Below are 18,093 nucleotides of genomic sequence, written 5' to 3'. Positions count from 1 at the left end.
ATAAAGTTTTTCGTGAGATTTCGCTGTATTGTGGCATTTGTGGATTTCGCTGAGTGAAATTTTGGCTCAAAAATCATCTCGATATCAAGAAATCATAAGGTGTTTTTGTGCAACATCAGGTAGTCTCGGAATGTAGCACACGTTACACAGTGCGTTCGGTGAGGAACGGTCTCGGCAAATAACGAGTCTGTGAAACGATAAGGAGACAACATGGCAGACAACGCGCAGCTCAGCATCGATGGGAAGACCCTCGAACTTGAGCGTGTCAAGGCGGTTGAAGGAAACGACGGTTTCAAAATTGGTCAGATGCTCGGAGAAACCGGCACAGTCACCCTCGATCCTGGGTTTACGAACACGGCATCGTGCGAATCGGAAATTACGTATATCGACGGCGGTCAAGGCATTCTTCGTTATCGTGGATATCCTATTGAGCAGCTCGCTGCGAACTGCTCGTTCCTTGAGGTCGCATACCTGTTGATTTACGGCGAGCTGCCCGATGCTACGTCGCTAGCAGCCTTTATCCATCGCATCAAGCGTCACACCTTGCTGCATGAGGATTTCAAATCGTTCTTCACCGCTTTCCCGTCTCATGGACATCCGATGTCTATCTTGCAGGCAGGCATTGCAGGCTTGGGCACATATTACGAGGACACCCTCAATCCTCACGATGAATACCAGCGCGATCTTGCTTCGGTGCTGCTTTTGGCGAAAGTGCCAACGATGATTGCCTACGCCTCGAAGCGTGCTACGGGTTTGCCCTTGCTATATCCGGATGCTTCAAAGTCTTATACCGAAGATTTCATTCGCATGACCTTCGGTTTGCCGTATCAGACGCACGACGTCGATCCCACCATTGTGAATGCACTCGATAAGTTGTTCATTTTGCACGCAGACCACGAACAGAATTGTTCCACCTCCACAGTGCGACTCGTAGGGTCGTCACATGCCAATATGTATGCTTCGGTGGCCGCGGGTGTGGGTGCTCTATCAGGACCATTGCATGGTGGAGCGAACGAAGCAGTGCTCAATATGCTCTCCCAAATTCGCGAGCAGGAATTGGATATTGCCAGCTTTGTGAAGCAGGTTAAAGACAAGCGCAATGACGTGAAGCTGATGGGCTTTGGACACCGCGTTTATAAGAATTACGATCCGCGTGCGAAGATCGTTAAGGGGCTGGCAGACGATATTCTCGGCCGTCTCCATGGCGATTCAGAGCTCTTCGATATGGCGCGTGAACTGGAGCAAGCTGCTCTTGAGGACGACTACTTCGTTGAGCGCAGTCTCTACCCGAACGTGGACTTCTACACTGGCCTTATCTACAAAGCCATGGGATTCCCTACCAAGATGTTCACGCCGCTGTTCGCCCTTGGGCGTCTCCCCGGTTGGATTGCGCAATATCGCGAGCTTGTTCTTGACCCAAGTCAAAAGATTGGTCGCCCACGTCAGGTGTACATCGGTGCGGCTGAGCGTGATTGGGTGCCAATGAACGAACGCCAAAAGCAGAATCGAAAATTCGGTGAATTTAGCGACGGTCAGGTCTGATCATTCCTGATTGCCGAGTTTGAGGCTAATCGCCGAGTTTGCGTTCGGCTTGCAACGCTTGCACAAGCGAAGAGACATTGCTTTCCAAGTTCGCAATTTTTTCGGTGGCTGCGTCCATTTTTGCGTTCAGCGCCTCGACATCATTTTTGGTGTCGAGATGAGAAGCGTAAATCGCGGCGTGTAAAGAGTCGATTTGCTGTTGTAGTTGATTAGACAAACGTTTGTAATATTCGGCGACTTGTAGCACCTCGCCAAATAGGGAGGTGGAGTGACCGTTATCTGCGCGATTGATTTGCTCACGCAGGTACCGGTCACGAGCCAGGAGATTTGCGCGTACGTGGTCGTCGGAAGCGAGGAAAATGGAATTGCCCATTGCTCCCTGTGTATCTTTGCGGTGGTGCCAGTAAGCTAACGACTCGCCATCGATAAATCCTGCTGGTCCTTGTGCTAGCAAACGGACGCTGAATTCCCAATCTCCTTGGGTTTTCATTGATTCATTCCATCCATCCATTTGCACTGCAATATCGCGGCGCACAAGCTGCGCAATCGGTGGGCTGTAGCTTGCTACGAGGGTGTCAATAAGCGTCCAATAAGAACGGTCAGCGTCGAGAACTTCGCGCTCTAGCTCGGTAATGGTACCGTCGTCGTCAATCTTCTCGCGAATTACATCGCAGCGTACTGCCACCGCAACATGGTCACTATGAGCGTCGAGAAAATCTACACAGGTGCGGAGAAAATCCGGATGCCACGTGTCATCGTCGTCGTGAATTGCCACATAATCGCCGGTGGCCTGTGCTAACGCTGCGTTACTGGCAGCTTCCATGCCAGTGGCTTGCTCGCGATGAATAATCTGAATCTTGGAGCGTAGCGACTCTGGAACAGCTGCTACACAAGCCTCAACTGGCGCTGGCTCGCCGGCGTCGTTCACAACTATCAACTCGAAATCAGCGAAACTCTGGGCACAAACTGATGCCAGAGCACGCTTGAGCAGGAGCGGTCGGTTCTGGGTCCTCATAATGATTGATGCGCGAGGAGACATGCACTGATCCTTTCGAAGAGTTCGAGTTTCACTACCGCTGTAAGTCTAGCAATCCCAGAAATCGACGATTGAGTGCCCAAGTTGCTGCAAAAGCGCACGTACCAAAGGAAGTGATATTCCGACGACGCCGTGGTAGTCGCCTTCAATTTTCTCTACGAACGAACCACCTAGACCATCAACGGTAAAGGAACCGGCAACATGTAGCGGTTCACCGCTCTGAACGTATGACTCGATTTCATGTTCGCTCAGCTCAGCAATATAGACGCGAGCTACCGAAACTCCTTCGACGCTCGCGCCGGTTGCTGTGTCAATGATGCAATGTCCGGTGTGTAAATCTCCCCATCGTCCGCTCATCGAGCGAAGTCGTTGGCGGGTGAGCTCTGGCGTGTGCGGCTTGCCCATCACCTCGCCGTTCATCTCCAACATAGAATCGCAGCCGATAATTACGGTGGGAAGATTTTCCTGTTCAGCGGGCGAATCAGCGTCAGTTGGGTTGGCAGTTGTGGCGGTAGTAACGCTGGTGGCAGCGCTCGCGGCGACGCCAGCAACAGGGCTGCCCTCACACAACGACGCATAAACATCGTGTGCCTTCGCCTGAGCTAGCAGCTTCACCTGCTCGGCCGCCGGTGGCTGCGCACCAGTAGACGCGTAGGAATCGTGCAAACGCTCCAGCAGTAATTCCTCGTCCACGTCGGAAACTGCGATGCTCGGCGTAATACCAGCATTGATGAGCGTGGTGCGGCGAGCTGGCGAGGCCGATGCGAGCAGGATCGTACGCGGCGTCATCGTGCCAATGCCTCGCGAATCACATCGAGACCCATCGAACCCAAGCTCAGAGCCTTGGTGTGCCACGCCTTGAGATCGAAATTTGCACCTTCACGAGCTGCGGCGTCGGCACGCATTTCTTTCCACAGGCGGTGTCCGATCTTGTAGGAAGGAGCCTGACCAGCCCATCCCAGATAACGGTTGAGCTCGAAGCTGAGGAAGGAGTGATCCATAGCAACGTTGTCTTTGAGGAACTCCCACGCTACATCGCGGTTCCATATCGGCGAAATGTGCTGGTAAGCGGCAGGCGCTGGTTTTTGTGTATGCACGCCAATATCAAGCACCACGCGTGCCGCGCGCAGACGCTCTCCGTCCAGCACACCCATGCGATCACCGAGATCGTCCATAAAGCCCAGCTCAACCATCAGTCCCTCAGCATAAAGCGCCCATCCTTCTCCGTGGCCCGATTTCCACGAGCCATGACGCCGCCAATTATTGAGTTGATCTTTGAGATAGGTGGTGTAACCGATTTGAAGATGATGACCAGGCACGCCCTCGTGGTACACAGTGGTCTTTTCTTGCCAGGTGGTGAAAGTGTCAGTGCCGTGGGGAACCGACCACCACATGCGTCCGCCGCGTGAAAAATCGGCAGTTGGACCAGTGTAGTAAATAGCGCCGGTGCCAGATGGTGCAATCATGCATTCGAGTTTGCGCAAGGGCTCGGGGATATCAAAATGCGTGCCGCTCAGCGCATCGAGGGCACGGTCAGAGGTGTCTTGCATCCAATTGCGCAGCTCTTCGGTTGAATGCAACTGTCGAGCGGGATCATTGTTCAGGCGGTCCATCGCTTCTCGTACGCTCACGCCGTCGCCATAAAGTTCGCGCGCGATCACCTTCTGCTCGTCAATAATTCGGTTAAGTTCGGTGATGCCCCATTCGTAGGTTTCGTCCAAATCTACGGTTGCGCCGATGGCATCGTACAGACGTAATTCGTAGCGCTCGCGGCCGAAAGCATCTGTTGCCACGCCGTGCGGGGCGACGACATCGGCGAGGAAGGTAGCGAGGTCGGCATAAGCTGCGCGAGTGGCTTGTGCAGCAGTGTCAACTTTCTCAGCCAGCTCAGGGGATGCAGTTTTTGCACGCTGTGCAAGTGCGGCCAGCGGTGAATCTGGAGCCGCATTAGCCTTAGCTTGCTCAATACAAATTTCGATCTGGCGAGTGGCAAGGTCTGGGCCGTTCTTGGCGCGTTCTGTGAGAGTTTGTCGCCAGCCAGTAAGTGCGCGCGGAGCATTAGCCATACGGGCGGCAATCAGCTCCCAATCGGACGCCGTTTCTTGTGGCATATTGTCAAAGATCTCGGCTACTCCTTGGAGTGGGGTGGCGATGTTGTTGAGATCGCCTATTTCGCCAAGATCATGGAACTCAAGCTGCGTGCTCAATTCTTGTTGCATAGCAGCTTTGGTCACGCGGTCGGTTTCATCTACTGGTTGCAGCTTGGCAAGCTCAGCAAGCGTAGTTCGGTTCAGCTCAGCGAAGGCGGCGTAACCAGCAGGGGAGTAATCCTGATATCCGGATTCGTCGGCGCCCGGCATACCGAGCCACGTCACGAGTTCAGGATTCATGTCTAGTTGGGACTGAAGGTAGCCGTTGGCGAGATTATCAATCGCCGTCAAATCGCGTGTAGTCATAGCAATAAGAATACAGTGATTTTAGTGTGGGAATTGGTGTGAGAAAATGTGCACATGCGTGCCGCTGTGTGTGAACTTTGTTCACTTTGCCTTGCTAGAGGTGTATCAACCTTAAAATTTTGCGAATACTTGCTACAGTTATGTCTGTGACGCCTGCCACAAGTGATAATTCTGGAGAGAAATTGCCGACCACAGTTGAACAACATGTGGCTCGGCTCCTTGGTGGTGCCTCCAAATATTCCCTGCGTGAAGTGGCAGAACTTGCAGATGTGGACACCGACACGGTACGTCGCTTTTGGCGCTCAATGGGTTTCCCAACCATCCGCAATGCCGATCAAAAGGTGTTCACTGAATATGACGTAGACGTGATTCGTGCCCACATCGATATGGAAGATTCGGACCTTGCTGATGCTGACACACTTAACTCACTTATCAGGGCGCAGTCACATTTGGCGGATCGGATGGTGCTTTGGCAGTACGAAGCATTAGTTGAAGAATTTGAAGGGCGCTTTGGGATTGACGAGGTCTCTGCTCGCTATATGGTGCTAGACCGGATCAATGAGTATGAGGAATTTTTGGTCTACCAGATGAAATACGCTTGGCGGCGTCATCTTTCGGCTTTGTTGCGCAGATCTGAAACAGAACTGGACGATCGCGGCTCAGCAGGTGCGAACGAAGAAATGCAGCTCATGCGTGCTTTTGGTTTTGTCGATCTGGTTTCGTTTACGCACACCTCAGGCGAGCTTTCTCCGCATGCGCTCGTTGACTTCATTCGCACTTTCGAGTTTACGTGTCGTGACGTAATTTCGATGCGCGGTGCGCGCGTGGTCAAGATGGTTGGCGATGCAGTTCTGTATATCGCCGACGACCTCAATACCGGAGCTGCTGTTGTGAACGATATTGTTCGTTCGCTTCAAGACACGCCGACGATGCCGGATGTGCGCGCATCCCTCGTTTGGGGCGGCGTGGTGTCGCGTTTTGGTGATGTATTTGGTCCGAGAGTTAATCTCGCGTCGCGTTTGTGTAGTGTTGCCCCTGTTAATGGCATTTTGGTCGATTATGAGACGAGTGAGCACTTGCGTCGTCTTGATCCAAACAAGTACGACGTCGTTCCCTATGCGATCCCCGAATTGCAAGGGATTGGTTCAATCGATGCCGCCCAATTAACCGTGCGCTAATTTCGCTTTGTCCTTGCTTTCTTGAACGAATCTTTACTAAAGTGGAAGTAGTTAGGAATAGCTAATATTGCGCAATCAACTGCGTTCAAGCTTACTCCCTATCTAGCGATATGTGTCGTGAACAGTCTCTCATCTGAGCGGACTGAGCTGAGAGAAAGTTGGCAGCCGTGACGAAGGTTTTGCTCGTTGAAGATGATTCCGCGATTTCGGGTCCACTAGTTCGGGCGTTGAGTCGTGAAGGCTACGACGTAACCGCAGCCGGCACCGGAGAAGCTGCACTGAATGCGATGGCTAGCCCGATTGACCTTGTGATACTTGATCTTGGTCTTCCCGATATGGACGGCTTGGATGTTGCGCGTAAAGCACGGCAAGAGGGGCGCGATTTCCCGATTCTGATTCTCACGGCTCGTTCCGAAGAAGTTGATATGGTTGTGAGTCTCGACGCCGGTGCTGATGATTATGTAACGAAGCCTTTCCGTCTTGCCGAATTGCTGGCGCGTGTTCGCGCTTTGCTGCGTCGCTCCGTACACGAAGGAAGCAGCTCCGGTGAATTTGCTGCTCAGGATATTCGCGTAGACGTTGACGCCCATCGTGCTTATTCAGGTAGTAAAGAATTACAGCTAACTGCCAAAGAGTTTGAACTGCTCTCGGCACTGGTGAGCCATGCCGGTTCGGTGGTTTCCCGTGAAGATCTCATGCGCATGGTATGGGGTTCTGCGGTGGACGTTTCTACAAAGAAGCTGGATATGCACATCTCGTGGCTTCGCCGAAAGTTGGGCGACGACGTCACCTCGCCTCACTATATTTCCACTGTACGTGGCATGGGCTTCCGTTTTGAAGTCTAGCTGAGGCGAAAATGCGACGCCGTGCGATTCAAATGACATCGGCAGCGGTAGCTGTTGCGGTGTTGTTCCTCGGAATACCAGCGATTTTGTTTGGCGTCTCCAGCATCTGGCAATCGGCCGAACAATCGCTGATGTCTCGCGCCGAAACTGTGCGCTCGGTGATTGAACGTCGCGAAAATGAACACGTTGAGGTTTCGCGCGGACTTCTCGATTCCTTTGCCGAAATGTCTGATCCTGACGACGCGCAGATTGTGTATCGAAAAGCAGATGGTTCGGTTATGAAATCGCACCATACGATTCCAGTAACTGCCGACGTGATAACGACCGTGGAAGAAACCCGCTCAGGTTCGATCATCACGGTTACCGTTGATAAAGGTCCGATCTTTGTGCGCACTGCACTGCTGATAGTGGCTGCGGTTGCACTTATTACGGCTGCTTTTATCATTGGTGTGCTGATGGCAATGCGCCAATCGCGCAAGCTTTCGGCACCACTCATCTATATGGCCGCTTCGGCAGAACAGATTGGTGCTGGGCAAGTGCGCCCGCAAATCAAGCCGAGTGGCATTGAAGAGATCGATCTCGTTTATCAAGAGCTTGAACGTACGGCGGATCGTATCGCGGGAAGAATCGCTGCTGAGCGACAGTTTTCTGCCAATGCGGCGCATCAGTTGCGCACCCCATTAACTGCGCTTTCGATGCGTGTTGAGGAAATTCAATTCCTTACTGACGATCCGGAAATCAAGGAAGAAACTGAGAAGGCGTTAGAGCAGATTGAGCGCCTTGGCGGCGTGGTTGACGAGCTTATGGCCAATGCCAGTTCAGATCACGGTCGGAATTTTGAAGCGATCCCATTGCACGATGTATTCGAGCAACAAGGCGACGAATGGGAAAAACCGTTCCGTAAGGCCAAACGTACGCTTGCTTTCGATGTCGGTGACGACGCCGTCGTGCTCGCAACTCCCGGTTCCGTTTCGCAGATCCTCGCTACCTTGATTGAGAACTCGCTCAAATATGGTGCCGGAACAACTACCGTGACCGCCACTAAAAATGGACGTGTGGTGCAGATTAAAGTCTGTGATGCGGGTGAGGGGATTAGCGACGAGCTCGTGCCGCATATCTTCTTGAAAGGCGTTTCCGCAGGAGGCTCGACAGGCATTGGCTTGGCGGTTGCCAAAGATCTTGCCAAGATAAACGACGGTCGCTTGGAACTTACCTCGCAAAAACCGGCAGAATTTACCTTGACGCTGCGTACAGTGCCTGAATCGCTCGGTCCGGATCGTTTGTTGCCGCAAGGAGCGATTCACGCTGTTGGCGCGAGGCGCCGTCGTCGTTAAAACACGGTTACATGGTATTAAGAAACGCGGCATCAGCAAAGCTCCGCTACGCCTGCGAAAAGTTTCGCAACAACACTTACTTGGCTGTTCAGATTTTTCCACGTGGAAAGCGTTATCCCAGCTTAGGCGTTAGTTCCTCTTGGGTGATTTGACCTGACTCCACGCGCTTCCAGAATCCAGGCAGCTTTTCCTCGTCAAGTCGTACAGCGGAGCCTATTCGACCAGGGTGATAATTCAAACTGGTAATTGGTGGAACGCCGATGAGGCCACCTTCGCCCATCACCTTGCGCAGATTGAGACCAGCTTGGCCGATGTCCCAAAGCGAATCGCCTTTGCCAACCGTGAGCGAATCTGCGGCCGCGCCAACCAGGGCTTTTTGCTTGGACGGACTATAGAGCACGGCAGAGGACGTTGCCTTCTTCAACAACGATTGCACAACCTGGCGCTGGCGAGCGGTACGGCCAATATCCCCAAGTGGGTCTTCCTTTCGCATTCGCGCGAAGGCGAGCGCTGTGTCTCCATTGGCATCGTGGCAGCCGGCAGTCCAGTTCAGCTGCGACCAACGATCGTTGATGTTTTGGTCGTAACACAGCTCAATGCCACCAACTGCATCGGTGAGATTCTTGATGCCATCCATGCCCACTTCGATATAGTGGTCAATCTTCATACCAGTGAGTTCTTCGACCGTGGCAACTAGTAGTTTCGGACCGCCAAAAGAGTAAGCCGCATTGAGCTTGTTTTTCTCGTGTCCCGGGATAGAAACGTAGGCATCTCGTGGCAAGGAAATCAGCGATGGATTCCCACTTTCTGGCACGTGGAATACCATCACGGTATCCGAGCGCTGACCCTCAGTATTGTCCTGCACAGCCTTATCGCGTTTATCTGATCCAACGAGCAGATACGTTGTGCCCGGAGTATCTGTTTTGCCAGAGAGCGCATCGAGGTGTTGGAGTTTATCGTTGCCATAGTTGTACAGGTGGTAGCCCCAGCCTCCAATACCGAGCACGATTAATAACAAACACGTGAGGATTGCCCAGCACACTCGTTTTACCGTCGTCTTTGGCGACCTTCCACGTGACCGTGGAGGTTCCTCGCCGTCTACCTCAGATGTGGAATCCGTGTCGCGACGGGGAATCAAAGGCGTTCGGGCTGGCGAGAGTGTTTCTTTAGCTGATGCCGGAGGATATGCGGGCGGTGTCGATTCCGATGCGGCTGCACGCGCGTCGTTGCGTGGTGTTGATGGTGCGTATGCAGGTGGGTACGACGGCGGAACGCTCGCGTTCGTGCCTTCAACAGCGGCGCCGTTGACGTGCTGGTTGTTTGATCCATCTTGGGCAAAAGCGGAACGTCGAATTGGAGCTGGTGGTCCAGTTCTTACCGGAGGTTTTGGAGGAATTCCTGACGAAACTGCTCGGGTACTACGAGGGGTAGCTCCCGAGCCCACCCGCCGTGCGCCCTGTGCAGAAGGGCGGCGCGCATTCGATTTGGGTTCGAAGGAGGGCGGTTGTTTTGAATCGTCAGTCATACGAGATATTCCTATTTACCAGTATTTGAAGTGGACTTCTTTTCTGTTGACGTACCCGTTTGAGTAGTTCCGTTAGTTGGTGCCGGCTGGTTGTTGCCATTACCCGTCGTGCCAGGAGTGACGGCAGAGGCATTTGGCGTAATTACCAGCTCCTTCTGTGGGTGTTGTGGTGCCATAGCGTTCGCTGGAACCGGAGTGTCCTTTCGCAATGCGTCCCATAAGGTTTGGGCGGCAGGAGTAGCTTTTGCTCGATTGCTGACGAGCATATAAGGCATCGTAATGAACTTGACGTTCGCGCGATCGATGTCTTTGAGGGAATACAGGAATCCGCTTAGCCACTTGAGATCGCCGATACCAGTGGATGTTTGCACATTCTTCGTCACGTCGGTGAGGAGCTGGTAGAACTTCGGCATGTTAGTAAAGAGATTCATGCTGAGAATTTTGGTGACGATCTTGCCAACTAGTTCTTGTTGACGGTCGATACGGGAGACGTCGGAGCCGTCGCCCAAGCCGTGACGGGCACGGGCAAGTGCCAGAGCTTCAGTGCCCATGAGATTGTGGCATCCGGCCGTGATGTTAAGGCCCGAGTAGGAATCCTTCACATTCGTTTGGAAGCACATTTCCACACCGCCGATAGTGTTCACAACGTCTTGGAAGGATGCGAAATCGAGCACAACGTAGCCATCAACCAGCACGTTCGTCATTGCTTCTACTGTTTTAACAGTACATGCGGCGGCAGAGTTCACGTCGCCGTTTGCACCACCAATTTGGAACGCGGAATTGAACATGGCATCCGATTGTGCCTTGGTGACTGTGCCAGTTTCAAGGGTGCACGACGGAATGTTGACTAAAGTATCGCGTGGAATAGAGACGACGTCAACTCGCTTACGATCTGCGGAAATATGGGCAAGCATTGTGGTATCCGAGCGCATGCCTTCAACTTTGCCTCTTTTGCCGCTACCGTCAATATCGGATTTTCCATTGCGTGTATCGGAACCGAGAATCAAAATATTGAGCGGCTGACCAGCTTTTTGATCAATCGGTAGCGCTTCTTGCGGGCGCTCTTTTTCGTCTAGGAGAGCAGTGAGGTCGTGCTGCTGCACGTTAGTTTGCAAGCGGTAAACGAGCATTCCAAATGCTGAGGTGCCTGAAAGTACCAATGCGAGGAATACAAGTCCGAAAACGCGCAGGAAATTGCGCGAACCTGTGCTGCGCTTTTGGTGAGACGGCGCACGGTATTCGGGAGTTTGCTCTTCAGTCGTTTTATTCACGGAATAAATACTACTGCCTCTTATGGAGAAAGTGCGTCAGCCTGTAGTATGAAAATCGCTGTATAATTTCTCGAGTGCGCACAAGAACGACCAAGGATGGATTGTCTGGGTACGACGTGCACGAGTGAGTGTTGTGCCCATCCATCGTCATCATTGCGTGGTTCTTAGTGGTGCATAACCTGCGATTATTTACATTAGCTATTAAGGATAAAATTTGAAATTACGAGTTATCACCATCGTGTTCAATCCGGGTGAAGAGCTGAGAAACTTTTGTCGCAGTGTATTCCAAGCATTTTCTGATGCCCGCTTATCACAGTCGCATCTGGAGCTCGTGATTGTGAATAATGGATCACATTGTGCACTTCTCGATGAATTACAGCAAGAATATCCTGTTAGTGTGATTGATCCCAAGGAGAATCTGGGATACGGGCGGGCTGCTAATCTCGGAGCGCAAGGATTCGATGGGGAATGGATACTCGTGTCGAATCCTGACGTGGTCTATGAGCAGTCGAGTATTGCTGATCTTGTTGAGATGGCAGAGATTTATCCGCGTGGTGGCGTCTTTGGACCAAAGATACTTACGCCTGAAGGAGAAATCTATCCTTCCGCGCGTCGTTTTCCGCGATTGGTTTCTGGAATCGGCCATGCACTGTTGAAACCCGTGTGGGAAAACAATCCGTTTACCAAGAAGTATCAAGAAAATGAGGCTGTGGATCAGGCACACGAAGTGGATTGGCTCTCTGGAGCCTGTTTGCTTATTCGGTCCCGTGCTTTCCGAGAAGTCGGAGGGTTCGACGATCGTTTCTTCATGTTTTTTGAAGACACTATGCTCGGCGAGGCGCTCAAGAAGCGGAATTGGTCCTCAATTTTTGTTCCTAACGCAGTGATCGTTCACGATCAGGGTAAATCTTGGCGAGACCGCCCTGCGCCAATGATCCGGGCTCATCATGAATCGGCACGGACCTATCTCAATATTGTTTATTCAAAGCCTTACCAGTGGCCACTTCGCTGCGCATTGGGACTCGGCTTGAAAGCTCGCGCTGCCTTGCTTACGCGCGGCAAGTGATGCAGATTAGTTCCTACTACTTGAGTAACAAGGTTGGGGGTTGAGATTTCACATCTCAACCCCCAACCTTAAGTAAGGCTTGTAATATCAGCGATACCTGTTTGCCAATTTATTGGCCGTTTTCGCGGTACTTTGCTTCAACAGCTTCCTTCTGGCTACGCCACCAGTCTTCGTTCTCGCGGTACCACGTGATCGTGTCGCGTAAGCCATCGCGGAAGTTGGTGTAATGCGGCTGCCAGCCAAGTTCTTCAACAAGCTTCGAATTGTCGATAGCGTAGCGCTGATCGTGACCAGGACGGTCATTGACGTGATCGAAATCGTTTGGATCGTAACCAAACTCTTCGAGGATCAGCTGGGTTACTTCGAGGTTAGTCTTTTCGCCGTTGGCGCCAATCAGGTAAGTTTCACCAATGCGACCCTTATTGATGATGTCCCACACGGCAGTGTTGTGATCAAGTACGTGAATCCAATCGCGAATTTGCTCGCCGGTGCCGTAAACACGTGGCTTAACGCCGTCGATCAAATTGGTAATCGTGCGTGGAATGAACTTCTCGATGTGCTGGTAAGGACCATAGTTATTCGAGCAGTTCGAGATCGTGGCAGGAATGCCGAACGAACGTGCCCAAGCGCGAACCAAATGATCCGAGGAAGCCTTCGAGGAAGAATATGGTGAGGACGGGACGTATGCATCGCCCGGCTTGAACTTGCGATCCTCGTCAATTTCCAGATCGCCGTAAACTTCATCGGTGGAGATATGGTGAAGGCGGGTACCGTGGCGGCGTACTGCTTCAAGAATCTGGTATGTGCCAATGATATTCGTCGAGATAAATGGCCATGGATCACGCAGTGAGTTATCGTTGTGTGACTCGGCTGCGAAATGAACCACCACATCAGCATCTTTAATCAACGGATCAACGGTGTCAGAGTCAGCAATATCACCCTCAACGAGTTCGACACGCTCAAGACCACTGATTGAATTGGCGTTGCCGGCATAGGTGAGCTTGTCAAGCACAACAACTTGCGCTTCTGGCATGGTTTCTACTGTGGTGTGAACAAAGTTCGCGCCGATAAAGCCAGCGCCTCCAGTGACCAGTACTTTCATTCTTTTTCTCCTGTAGTTTTCCTAGCCTATGTGAGCCAAGAAACGCGGTACGCTTACGCATAATTTCAGTCGTTGCTAATTATACTTGCCGAAGATGAGGAATCGTAATATATCCGGTGATAGCGAACAATCGTAGTATTATGGGGGAATATTTCTTTTCGCGTAGAAGTTCTACTTTTAAGGAAAATATTGAGTTTCGGTTTCGTAAATTACTAAAGTTGAGAGCAAAAATATGATCAATTCTATTCGTAGCGCGGGTATCGCATTTATTGCCGTAACGAGTTTGGTGGGAACTGGCCTAAGCGCCGGAGTGTCGGTGGCTGATGCTGCGCCAGCTCGGCAGTCTGGCGCGCTGAGAACGGTGAACACTATATTCGACGCGTTAGATAATCAAAATACTCCGGACACCTCGGGAAATACTCCTGCTGGCAAGATTCCTGACAATCCAGGTAAACCGCTTCCTGATCATATCGACACGTCAATTCCAAACAACGCTTCACTCGTTTCGACTCAGTACGCTGTGACGAATGACGGCACGGTCAAAGATATTTCCTCAGGCAACGTGGTTACGGATCCGCAGATCGTTGGAACCCCTTCAAAGCAACCAGACCCACTCGCCAAAACGGGTGGTACGAAGTTCGTTCCAGTGCCCGTTGATGAAGTGCGTAAAGAGATTGCTAAAGAAGGCGGACAAAAGACAGATCCGTCCGCGGCGTCGTCAAATAACACCGCTCCAGCTGTGTTCGGTAACGGAAACGTTCAAGGTTCTTTCGACGCCGATCGCTCAGGTGTCAATGCAACGGATCTTGTTTACCGGGGAAAGAGCGGCGCAATAACACCAACTGAGCTTCCTGGTAACCGTTACGGTGCGTACTGGGGTTGGCACAACAACACGCCGGCCTTCTTTGAACTTAGTGGGTCTCTGTTTGCACAGCAAGCGAAGGGTGTTGTCGACGTTTCAAAGTACCAAGGCATCATCGATTGGAATACTGCGAAAGCGAACGGCGTCGATGGCGTGATTATTCGTATCAGTTACGGATCGGGTAACGCTATTGATCCACAAGCAATCCGAAACGTAAATGAAGCTAAACGGCTCGGTATCCCATTCGGCGTCTACCTCTATTCTTACGCCGAATTTGCTGGCGATGGTGCGCTGGAAGGACGCAGCACTGTAGATTTGCTCCGACAAGCAGGTGTGGCACCAGGCGATCTTGGCCTGCCGGTCTACTATGACCTCGAAGAATGGACTTGGGTTGGTCATACGCCACCGACGAATCCAGCGATATATGAACAGATCGTTAACGGATGGTGGGCAGAGTTACAGGCTGCTGGCTACAACAACTTGTCAGTGTATTCATACCGCGCTTACCTCAATACGGCATTGAATGCACCAAGTATCCATCAGCGCACCCACTGGGTGGCTGCCTATAGTTCATTCGTTGGGTTCAATTTCCCGGCAAATTTCCGTGGTTGGCAGTACTATAGTGAAGGCAGCGTGCCGGGCATCGTGGGCAATGTTGACCTCAACGCCTTTGGTAATAAAGAATTCAGCGAACCACTCCTAGCTACTTGGATTTTACGTCCAGAGCATATTGATGTTGGCGTCATATTGCCAAATTATCCAAGCTCAGAGGTTGAATATCTGATTCAGACTTACAACCTAAACACAAAAACTTGGAGCACGCTTTCTGGCTGGAGTGGAGCGAACTGGGCATCGTGGCGAGACAGCGAGGGTATTTATTGGCTTCACGCTAAAGCCCGTGACAAAAACACCGGAAAAATTTTGGGTGAGCGTACGATTCCGTTCCACTACACTCCCGGTACGACGGCGATCACGGGAACATATGCTGGCTATAACAATTCCGGAATTTTGCTAGGTATGAGCTCAAATAATCCCAATGCACGCTATGTAACAAAGATCTATGATTACGGTAGGCAGACATGGGTGGCACAGTTCGATGGACAGTGGGCGCAATGGCAACCAACTCCGGGTGTATACTGGACGCGGTTCGAACTGTACACGTCCGACGGACGTTTGGCTGACTCTCGCACGTATCCGTTTGGTGTCTGAAGCGAATGCGTGCGATTATGCATAGATAAACGTTCTGTTATCCTGAAAAGATCAAAGTAGTAGTATGAAATACAATTCAGTATTAGTTACTGGTGGTGCGGGTTTTATTGGCTCTGCTCTGTCGTCATACCTAGCCGACAACTGCGGCAAGGTAGTGGCTCTCGATAACCTTCATCCGCAGGTGCACCCAACGCATGAACCTGCATTGGGATTTCATCCAGGTGTGGAGCTTATTGAAGGTGACATCACGGATGCTGCTACATGGGACGCCTTGCTCCCAAAGGTCAAACCGGATTTAATCATTCATCTTGCTGCAGAAACTGGCACCGGACAATCCTTGACGGAATCTACGCGTCATTCGATGGTAAATGTTGTTGGGACGTCGGTAATGCTCGATGCCTTAAAACGTCACGACATAATTCCAGACAAATTCTTGTTGTGCTCATCGCGTGCCGTTTACGGTGAAGGTTTGTGGGAGTATGTCGAAGGTCTACAAACTGGTACAGCCTTTTACCCAGGCATCCGTTCGCGAAAAATGTTCGAAGCACACCAGTGGGAGTTTGCCGGAGCCAGACCTCTTCCCATGAACGCTCAGCATGCATTTCATCACGCGGAGTCGGTCTATGGCGTAACAAAGTGTGCGCAGGAAGACCTTCTACGGTTGTGGGCTGACGCCTTTGGTGCGAAGGTGGATATTCTGCGTCTCCAAAACGTATATGGACCAGGGCAAACGCCACAGAATCCATACACGGGCATTATGTCACTTTTTACGAATTTGGCACGTTCGGGTCAAGCAATTCCGTTATACGAAGACGGAAACGTGCGTCGAGATTTTATTTTTATCGACGATGTAGTTCGTGCATGTATAGCAGCGATTGAGCGCGTGGAATCACTGCCATTTCCTATGGATATTGGATCCGGATCATATACAACGATTCGCGAAGCCGCCGAGATTATTGCAGAAATTTACGGTGCACCGAAGCCATATATCACGCACCAGTGGCGACATGGGGACGTGCGGCATGCATGGGCTGATCCGGAACCTGCTAAGCAATACTTGAATTTTACATCGCAAGTTGGCATTCGCGACGGTTTTCGTCGTTTGGCCAACTGGATCGACTCGGTGTCGGAATAAACATCTCGATAGCTAGTTATGTCTGCGCAATGAGCGGAGTCTGCGCATGATGTGCCGTGCAGTCGCAGGGATTGGGTGTCGAACATTATGGTGATACTCTGCGAGCTGTCTATTGAGATCGTAGACCACGAGACCTACCTCGTTATGGCGCATCTCCCAATATTCGCTAATATACTTTTGATATTCCGCCAATTCGTTTAGGCGAAGATTTTCATCCGTTAGTTGTTCGCGTGCAGCATTGAGTTGATCGTTAAGATCAGCAAGCTCTTTGTTGGTCTGTGTGGTTGTGTCTATTAACTCTTGTAAATTCTTCGCTCTTTCAGCATCGAAAAACGCCTGGTATATGATATCTGCGGATTCTTGAATGCCGATGTTTTGGCTATGAGTGTCTGTTGTAATTGCTCCGTGGAGCGAATCGAAGTGAAGATTGAGCTGAGAGATTAGCGTTTGAATGTCAACAGGTTTGCTGTGTGAGAGCGCTTCTTGTACAGCAGTATGTACATCATTTATATTATCGGCATAAAAGCGTTCGAGACCGAGCGAAGTGAACAGATCTCGTGTTTTCACGTTCTGATGATAATCAAATGCCACTACCGGTTTTTCATAGGATGAAGCGACTACTGAACCATGAAGGCTTGTCCCTATATACAGCGAACAGCCGGCCAATATAGAAATAATCTCGGTAAGAGAGAGCACGTTGGCGGGTATGAAGGTGTCAAAATCTAGGTGGCTCGCAAGTTTTTTGAGGATTTCGTCGTCCCCGTGGGTATAAGCGAGCGGTAGTAAAACCACCGTGTAGGCGTCGTCATGGAGTGAACGTAACAGGCTGACCACACCATCAATCGAATCTTCTGGTATGAACCGGTTGCAATGGAATACGACGTATCGATCTAGGTTAGGAAATGATCTTTTCCGAAACGCGTCAAGATCTTGCTTTGGAAATATGGTGGGAATTGCGAATGCCGTGTCGGGAACTACGCTGATTGCCTCTGCGTTGACCCCTCGGGTGATTAGTACCTGTTTAGAAAAATCATTGCGAACAGATATGTAATCAACGGTGTTAAATATGCGATTTGCGTGATCTCGGTCATCATCAAAATCATAGGGAATACCAGGGGCATTCCAGAGCACAGGAATACCGTACTTCATCTTCATAAGTGCCGGGATGACCCAAATTTCGTGCATAGGGTAGTCGACGAAGTCAGTGTCTCCGAAGGCAAGGCGCTGACCATATTTTCGCCAGTGTATTATTTCACCTCCACCTACGATGATCGCACTGAAAGGATCCTCGTTGTGCATCTTTTCAAGATTGCTTAGAGAATAAACACGAGAACCATCGGTGAAAGCTTCCGTTGCATCAAATGGAGAAAAAAGGACGATTTCGTCGGCTAATCCGCGCCGTTGTAACATTTTCCTCAAAACGGGAGGGTATAAATGATCGCCAAAATTCGGAATGTCAAATGCGCCGCACAGTGCTATTCGGCTCATCCTGAGTGTCCCCTTACGATATGTACGTTTGTGTATTGATTATA

Annotated in this window: 15 protein-coding genes; 8 read left to right on the top strand and 7 right to left on the bottom strand. The window is 51.1% G+C overall.

Annotation, left to right across the window (positions count from 1 at the left end; all coding sequences use genetic code 11):
* Positions 1 to 210: 210 nt before the first annotated feature.
* On the top strand, positions 211 to 1,542 hold the full coding sequence (locus EZJ44_RS00470) for a citrate synthase (RefSeq protein WP_131279045.1): 1,332 nt from the start codon (positions 211 to 213) through the stop codon (positions 1,540 to 1,542).
* Between the two features lie 25 nt (positions 1,543 to 1,567).
* Here the strand turns inward: EZJ44_RS00470 and EZJ44_RS00465 are convergent, their stop codons facing one another.
* From EZJ44_RS00465 to EZJ44_RS00455, 3 genes are read right to left on the bottom strand one after another with little or no spacing between them, the layout of a single operon-like run.
* A complete protein-coding gene (locus EZJ44_RS00465) occupies positions 1,568 to 2,581 on the bottom strand; it encodes a glycosyltransferase family 2 protein (protein ID WP_131279043.1) in 1,014 nt (337 codons plus the stop codon).
* 45 nt (positions 2,582 to 2,626) lie between these two features.
* A complete protein-coding gene (locus tag EZJ44_RS00460) occupies positions 2,627 to 3,367 on the bottom strand; it encodes a Maf family protein (RefSeq protein ID WP_131279041.1) in 741 nt (246 codons plus the stop codon).
* The gene (locus EZJ44_RS00455; RefSeq protein WP_131279039.1) at positions 3,364 to 5,034 is read right to left on the bottom strand and encodes a DUF885 domain-containing protein; all 1,671 of its coding nucleotides are present in this window, start codon (positions 5,032 to 5,034) and stop codon (positions 3,364 to 3,366) included. Before EZJ44_RS00455 ends, EZJ44_RS00460 begins: the two co-directional genes overlap by 4 nt.
* Positions 5,035 to 5,174: 140 nt before the next feature.
* On the opposite strand from EZJ44_RS00455, the gene EZJ44_RS00450 reads away from it, so the two are divergent.
* The 3 genes from EZJ44_RS00450 (at position 5,175) to EZJ44_RS00440 (ending at position 8,391) form a co-directional block, all read left to right on the top strand.
* Complete coding sequence (locus EZJ44_RS00450) at positions 5,175 to 6,212, top strand: adenylate/guanylate cyclase domain-containing protein (RefSeq protein ID WP_131279037.1); 1,038 nt, start codon at positions 5,175 to 5,177, stop codon at positions 6,210 to 6,212.
* A gap of 167 nt (positions 6,213 to 6,379) precedes the next feature.
* Complete coding sequence (locus tag EZJ44_RS00445) at positions 6,380 to 7,057, top strand: response regulator transcription factor (protein WP_131279035.1); 678 nt, start codon at positions 6,380 to 6,382, stop codon at positions 7,055 to 7,057.
* 11 nt (positions 7,058 to 7,068) lie between these two features.
* The gene (locus EZJ44_RS00440; RefSeq protein WP_131279033.1) at positions 7,069 to 8,391 is read left to right on the top strand and encodes a sensor histidine kinase; all 1,323 of its coding nucleotides are present in this window, start codon (positions 7,069 to 7,071) and stop codon (positions 8,389 to 8,391) included.
* Positions 8,392 to 8,503: 112 nt separating this feature from the next.
* Here EZJ44_RS00440 and EZJ44_RS08870 read toward each other — a convergent pair whose 3' ends face one another.
* Entirely contained in the window at positions 8,504 to 9,409 is a 906-nt protein-coding gene (locus EZJ44_RS08870; protein ID WP_241658534.1) for an LCP family protein, read from the bottom strand.
* Positions 9,410 to 9,413: 4 nt separating this feature from the next.
* Between EZJ44_RS08870 and EZJ44_RS08865 the strand changes: the two genes are divergently transcribed.
* Entirely contained in the window at positions 9,414 to 9,983 is a 570-nt protein-coding gene (locus tag EZJ44_RS08865; RefSeq protein ID WP_241658533.1) for a hypothetical protein, read from the top strand.
* On the opposite strand, the gene EZJ44_RS00430 is transcribed toward EZJ44_RS08865, so the two are convergent.
* Complete coding sequence (locus EZJ44_RS00430) at positions 9,928 to 11,187, bottom strand: LCP family protein (protein WP_131279029.1); 1,260 nt, start codon at positions 11,185 to 11,187, stop codon at positions 9,928 to 9,930. The two genes, EZJ44_RS08865 and EZJ44_RS00430, sit on opposite strands and share 56 nt — an antisense overlap.
* A 238-nt stretch (positions 11,188 to 11,425) precedes the next feature.
* Here EZJ44_RS00430 and EZJ44_RS00425 point away from each other — a divergent pair, with 238 nt between their 5' ends.
* Positions 11,426 to 12,253 carry a glycosyltransferase family 2 protein gene (locus tag EZJ44_RS00425; protein WP_241658550.1) on the top strand — a complete coding sequence of 276 codons (828 nt, stop codon included), beginning with the start codon at positions 11,426 to 11,428 and terminating at the stop codon, positions 12,251 to 12,253.
* A 109-nt stretch (positions 12,254 to 12,362) separates the two neighbouring features.
* Here EZJ44_RS00425 and rfbB read toward each other — a convergent pair whose 3' ends face one another.
* Positions 12,363 to 13,355 carry a dTDP-glucose 4,6-dehydratase gene (rfbB, locus tag EZJ44_RS00420; protein ID WP_131279025.1) on the bottom strand — a complete coding sequence of 331 codons (993 nt, stop codon included), beginning with the start codon at positions 13,353 to 13,355 and terminating at the stop codon, positions 12,363 to 12,365.
* A 232-nt stretch (positions 13,356 to 13,587) separates the two neighbouring features.
* On the opposite strand from rfbB, the gene EZJ44_RS00415 reads away from it, so the two are divergent.
* Positions 13,588 to 15,426, top strand: a complete 1,839-nt coding sequence (locus tag EZJ44_RS00415) for a glycoside hydrolase family 25 protein (protein WP_131279023.1) — start codon at positions 13,588 to 13,590, stop codon at positions 15,424 to 15,426.
* A gap of 64 nt (positions 15,427 to 15,490) precedes the next feature.
* On the top strand, positions 15,491 to 16,561 hold the full coding sequence (locus EZJ44_RS00410; protein ID WP_131279021.1) for an NAD-dependent epimerase/dehydratase family protein: 1,071 nt from the start codon (positions 15,491 to 15,493) through the stop codon (positions 16,559 to 16,561).
* A 12-nt stretch (positions 16,562 to 16,573) separates the two neighbouring features.
* On the opposite strand, the gene EZJ44_RS00405 is transcribed toward EZJ44_RS00410, so the two are convergent.
* Entirely contained in the window at positions 16,574 to 18,049 is a 1,476-nt protein-coding gene (locus EZJ44_RS00405; RefSeq protein ID WP_131279019.1) for a polysaccharide pyruvyl transferase family protein, read from the bottom strand.
* Between the last annotated feature and the right edge of the window lie 44 nt (positions 18,050 to 18,093).

The organism is Arcanobacterium bovis (assembly GCF_004331995.1).
Taxonomy (GTDB): domain Bacteria; phylum Actinomycetota; class Actinomycetes; order Actinomycetales; family Actinomycetaceae; genus Arcanobacterium_A; species Arcanobacterium_A bovis.
Note: the sequence above shows the minus strand (reverse complement) of the source record. Positions and strands in the feature narration are given on the sequence as shown.

Excerpts from the sequence above, each read along its gene's own strand:
- EZJ44_RS00405 (WP_131279019.1), bottom strand. The coding sequence starts at position 18,049 with ATGAGCCGAATAGCACTGTGCGGCGCATTTGACATTCCGAATTTTGGC.
- EZJ44_RS00465 (WP_131279043.1), bottom strand. The coding sequence starts at position 2,581 with ATGTCTCCTCGCGCATCAATCATTATGAGGACCCAGAACCGACCGCTC.
- rfbB (WP_131279025.1), bottom strand. The coding sequence starts at position 13,355 with ATGAAAGTACTGGTCACTGGAGGCGCTGGCTTTATCGGCGCGAACTTT.
- EZJ44_RS00460 (WP_131279041.1), bottom strand. The coding sequence starts at position 3,367 with ATGACGCCGCGTACGATCCTGCTCGCATCGGCCTCGCCAGCTCGCCGC.
- EZJ44_RS00450 (WP_131279037.1), top strand. The coding sequence starts at position 5,175 with ATGTCTGTGACGCCTGCCACAAGTGATAATTCTGGAGAGAAATTGCCG.
- EZJ44_RS00470 (WP_131279045.1), top strand. The coding sequence starts at position 211 with ATGGCAGACAACGCGCAGCTCAGCATCGATGGGAAGACCCTCGAACTT.
- EZJ44_RS00455 (WP_131279039.1), bottom strand. The coding sequence starts at position 5,034 with ATGACTACACGCGATTTGACGGCGATTGATAATCTCGCCAACGGCTAC.
- EZJ44_RS00410 (WP_131279021.1), top strand. The coding sequence starts at position 15,491 with ATGAAATACAATTCAGTATTAGTTACTGGTGGTGCGGGTTTTATTGGC.
- EZJ44_RS00415 (WP_131279023.1), top strand. The coding sequence starts at position 13,588 with ATGATCAATTCTATTCGTAGCGCGGGTATCGCATTTATTGCCGTAACG.
- EZJ44_RS00440 (WP_131279033.1), top strand. The coding sequence starts at position 7,069 with ATGCGACGCCGTGCGATTCAAATGACATCGGCAGCGGTAGCTGTTGCG.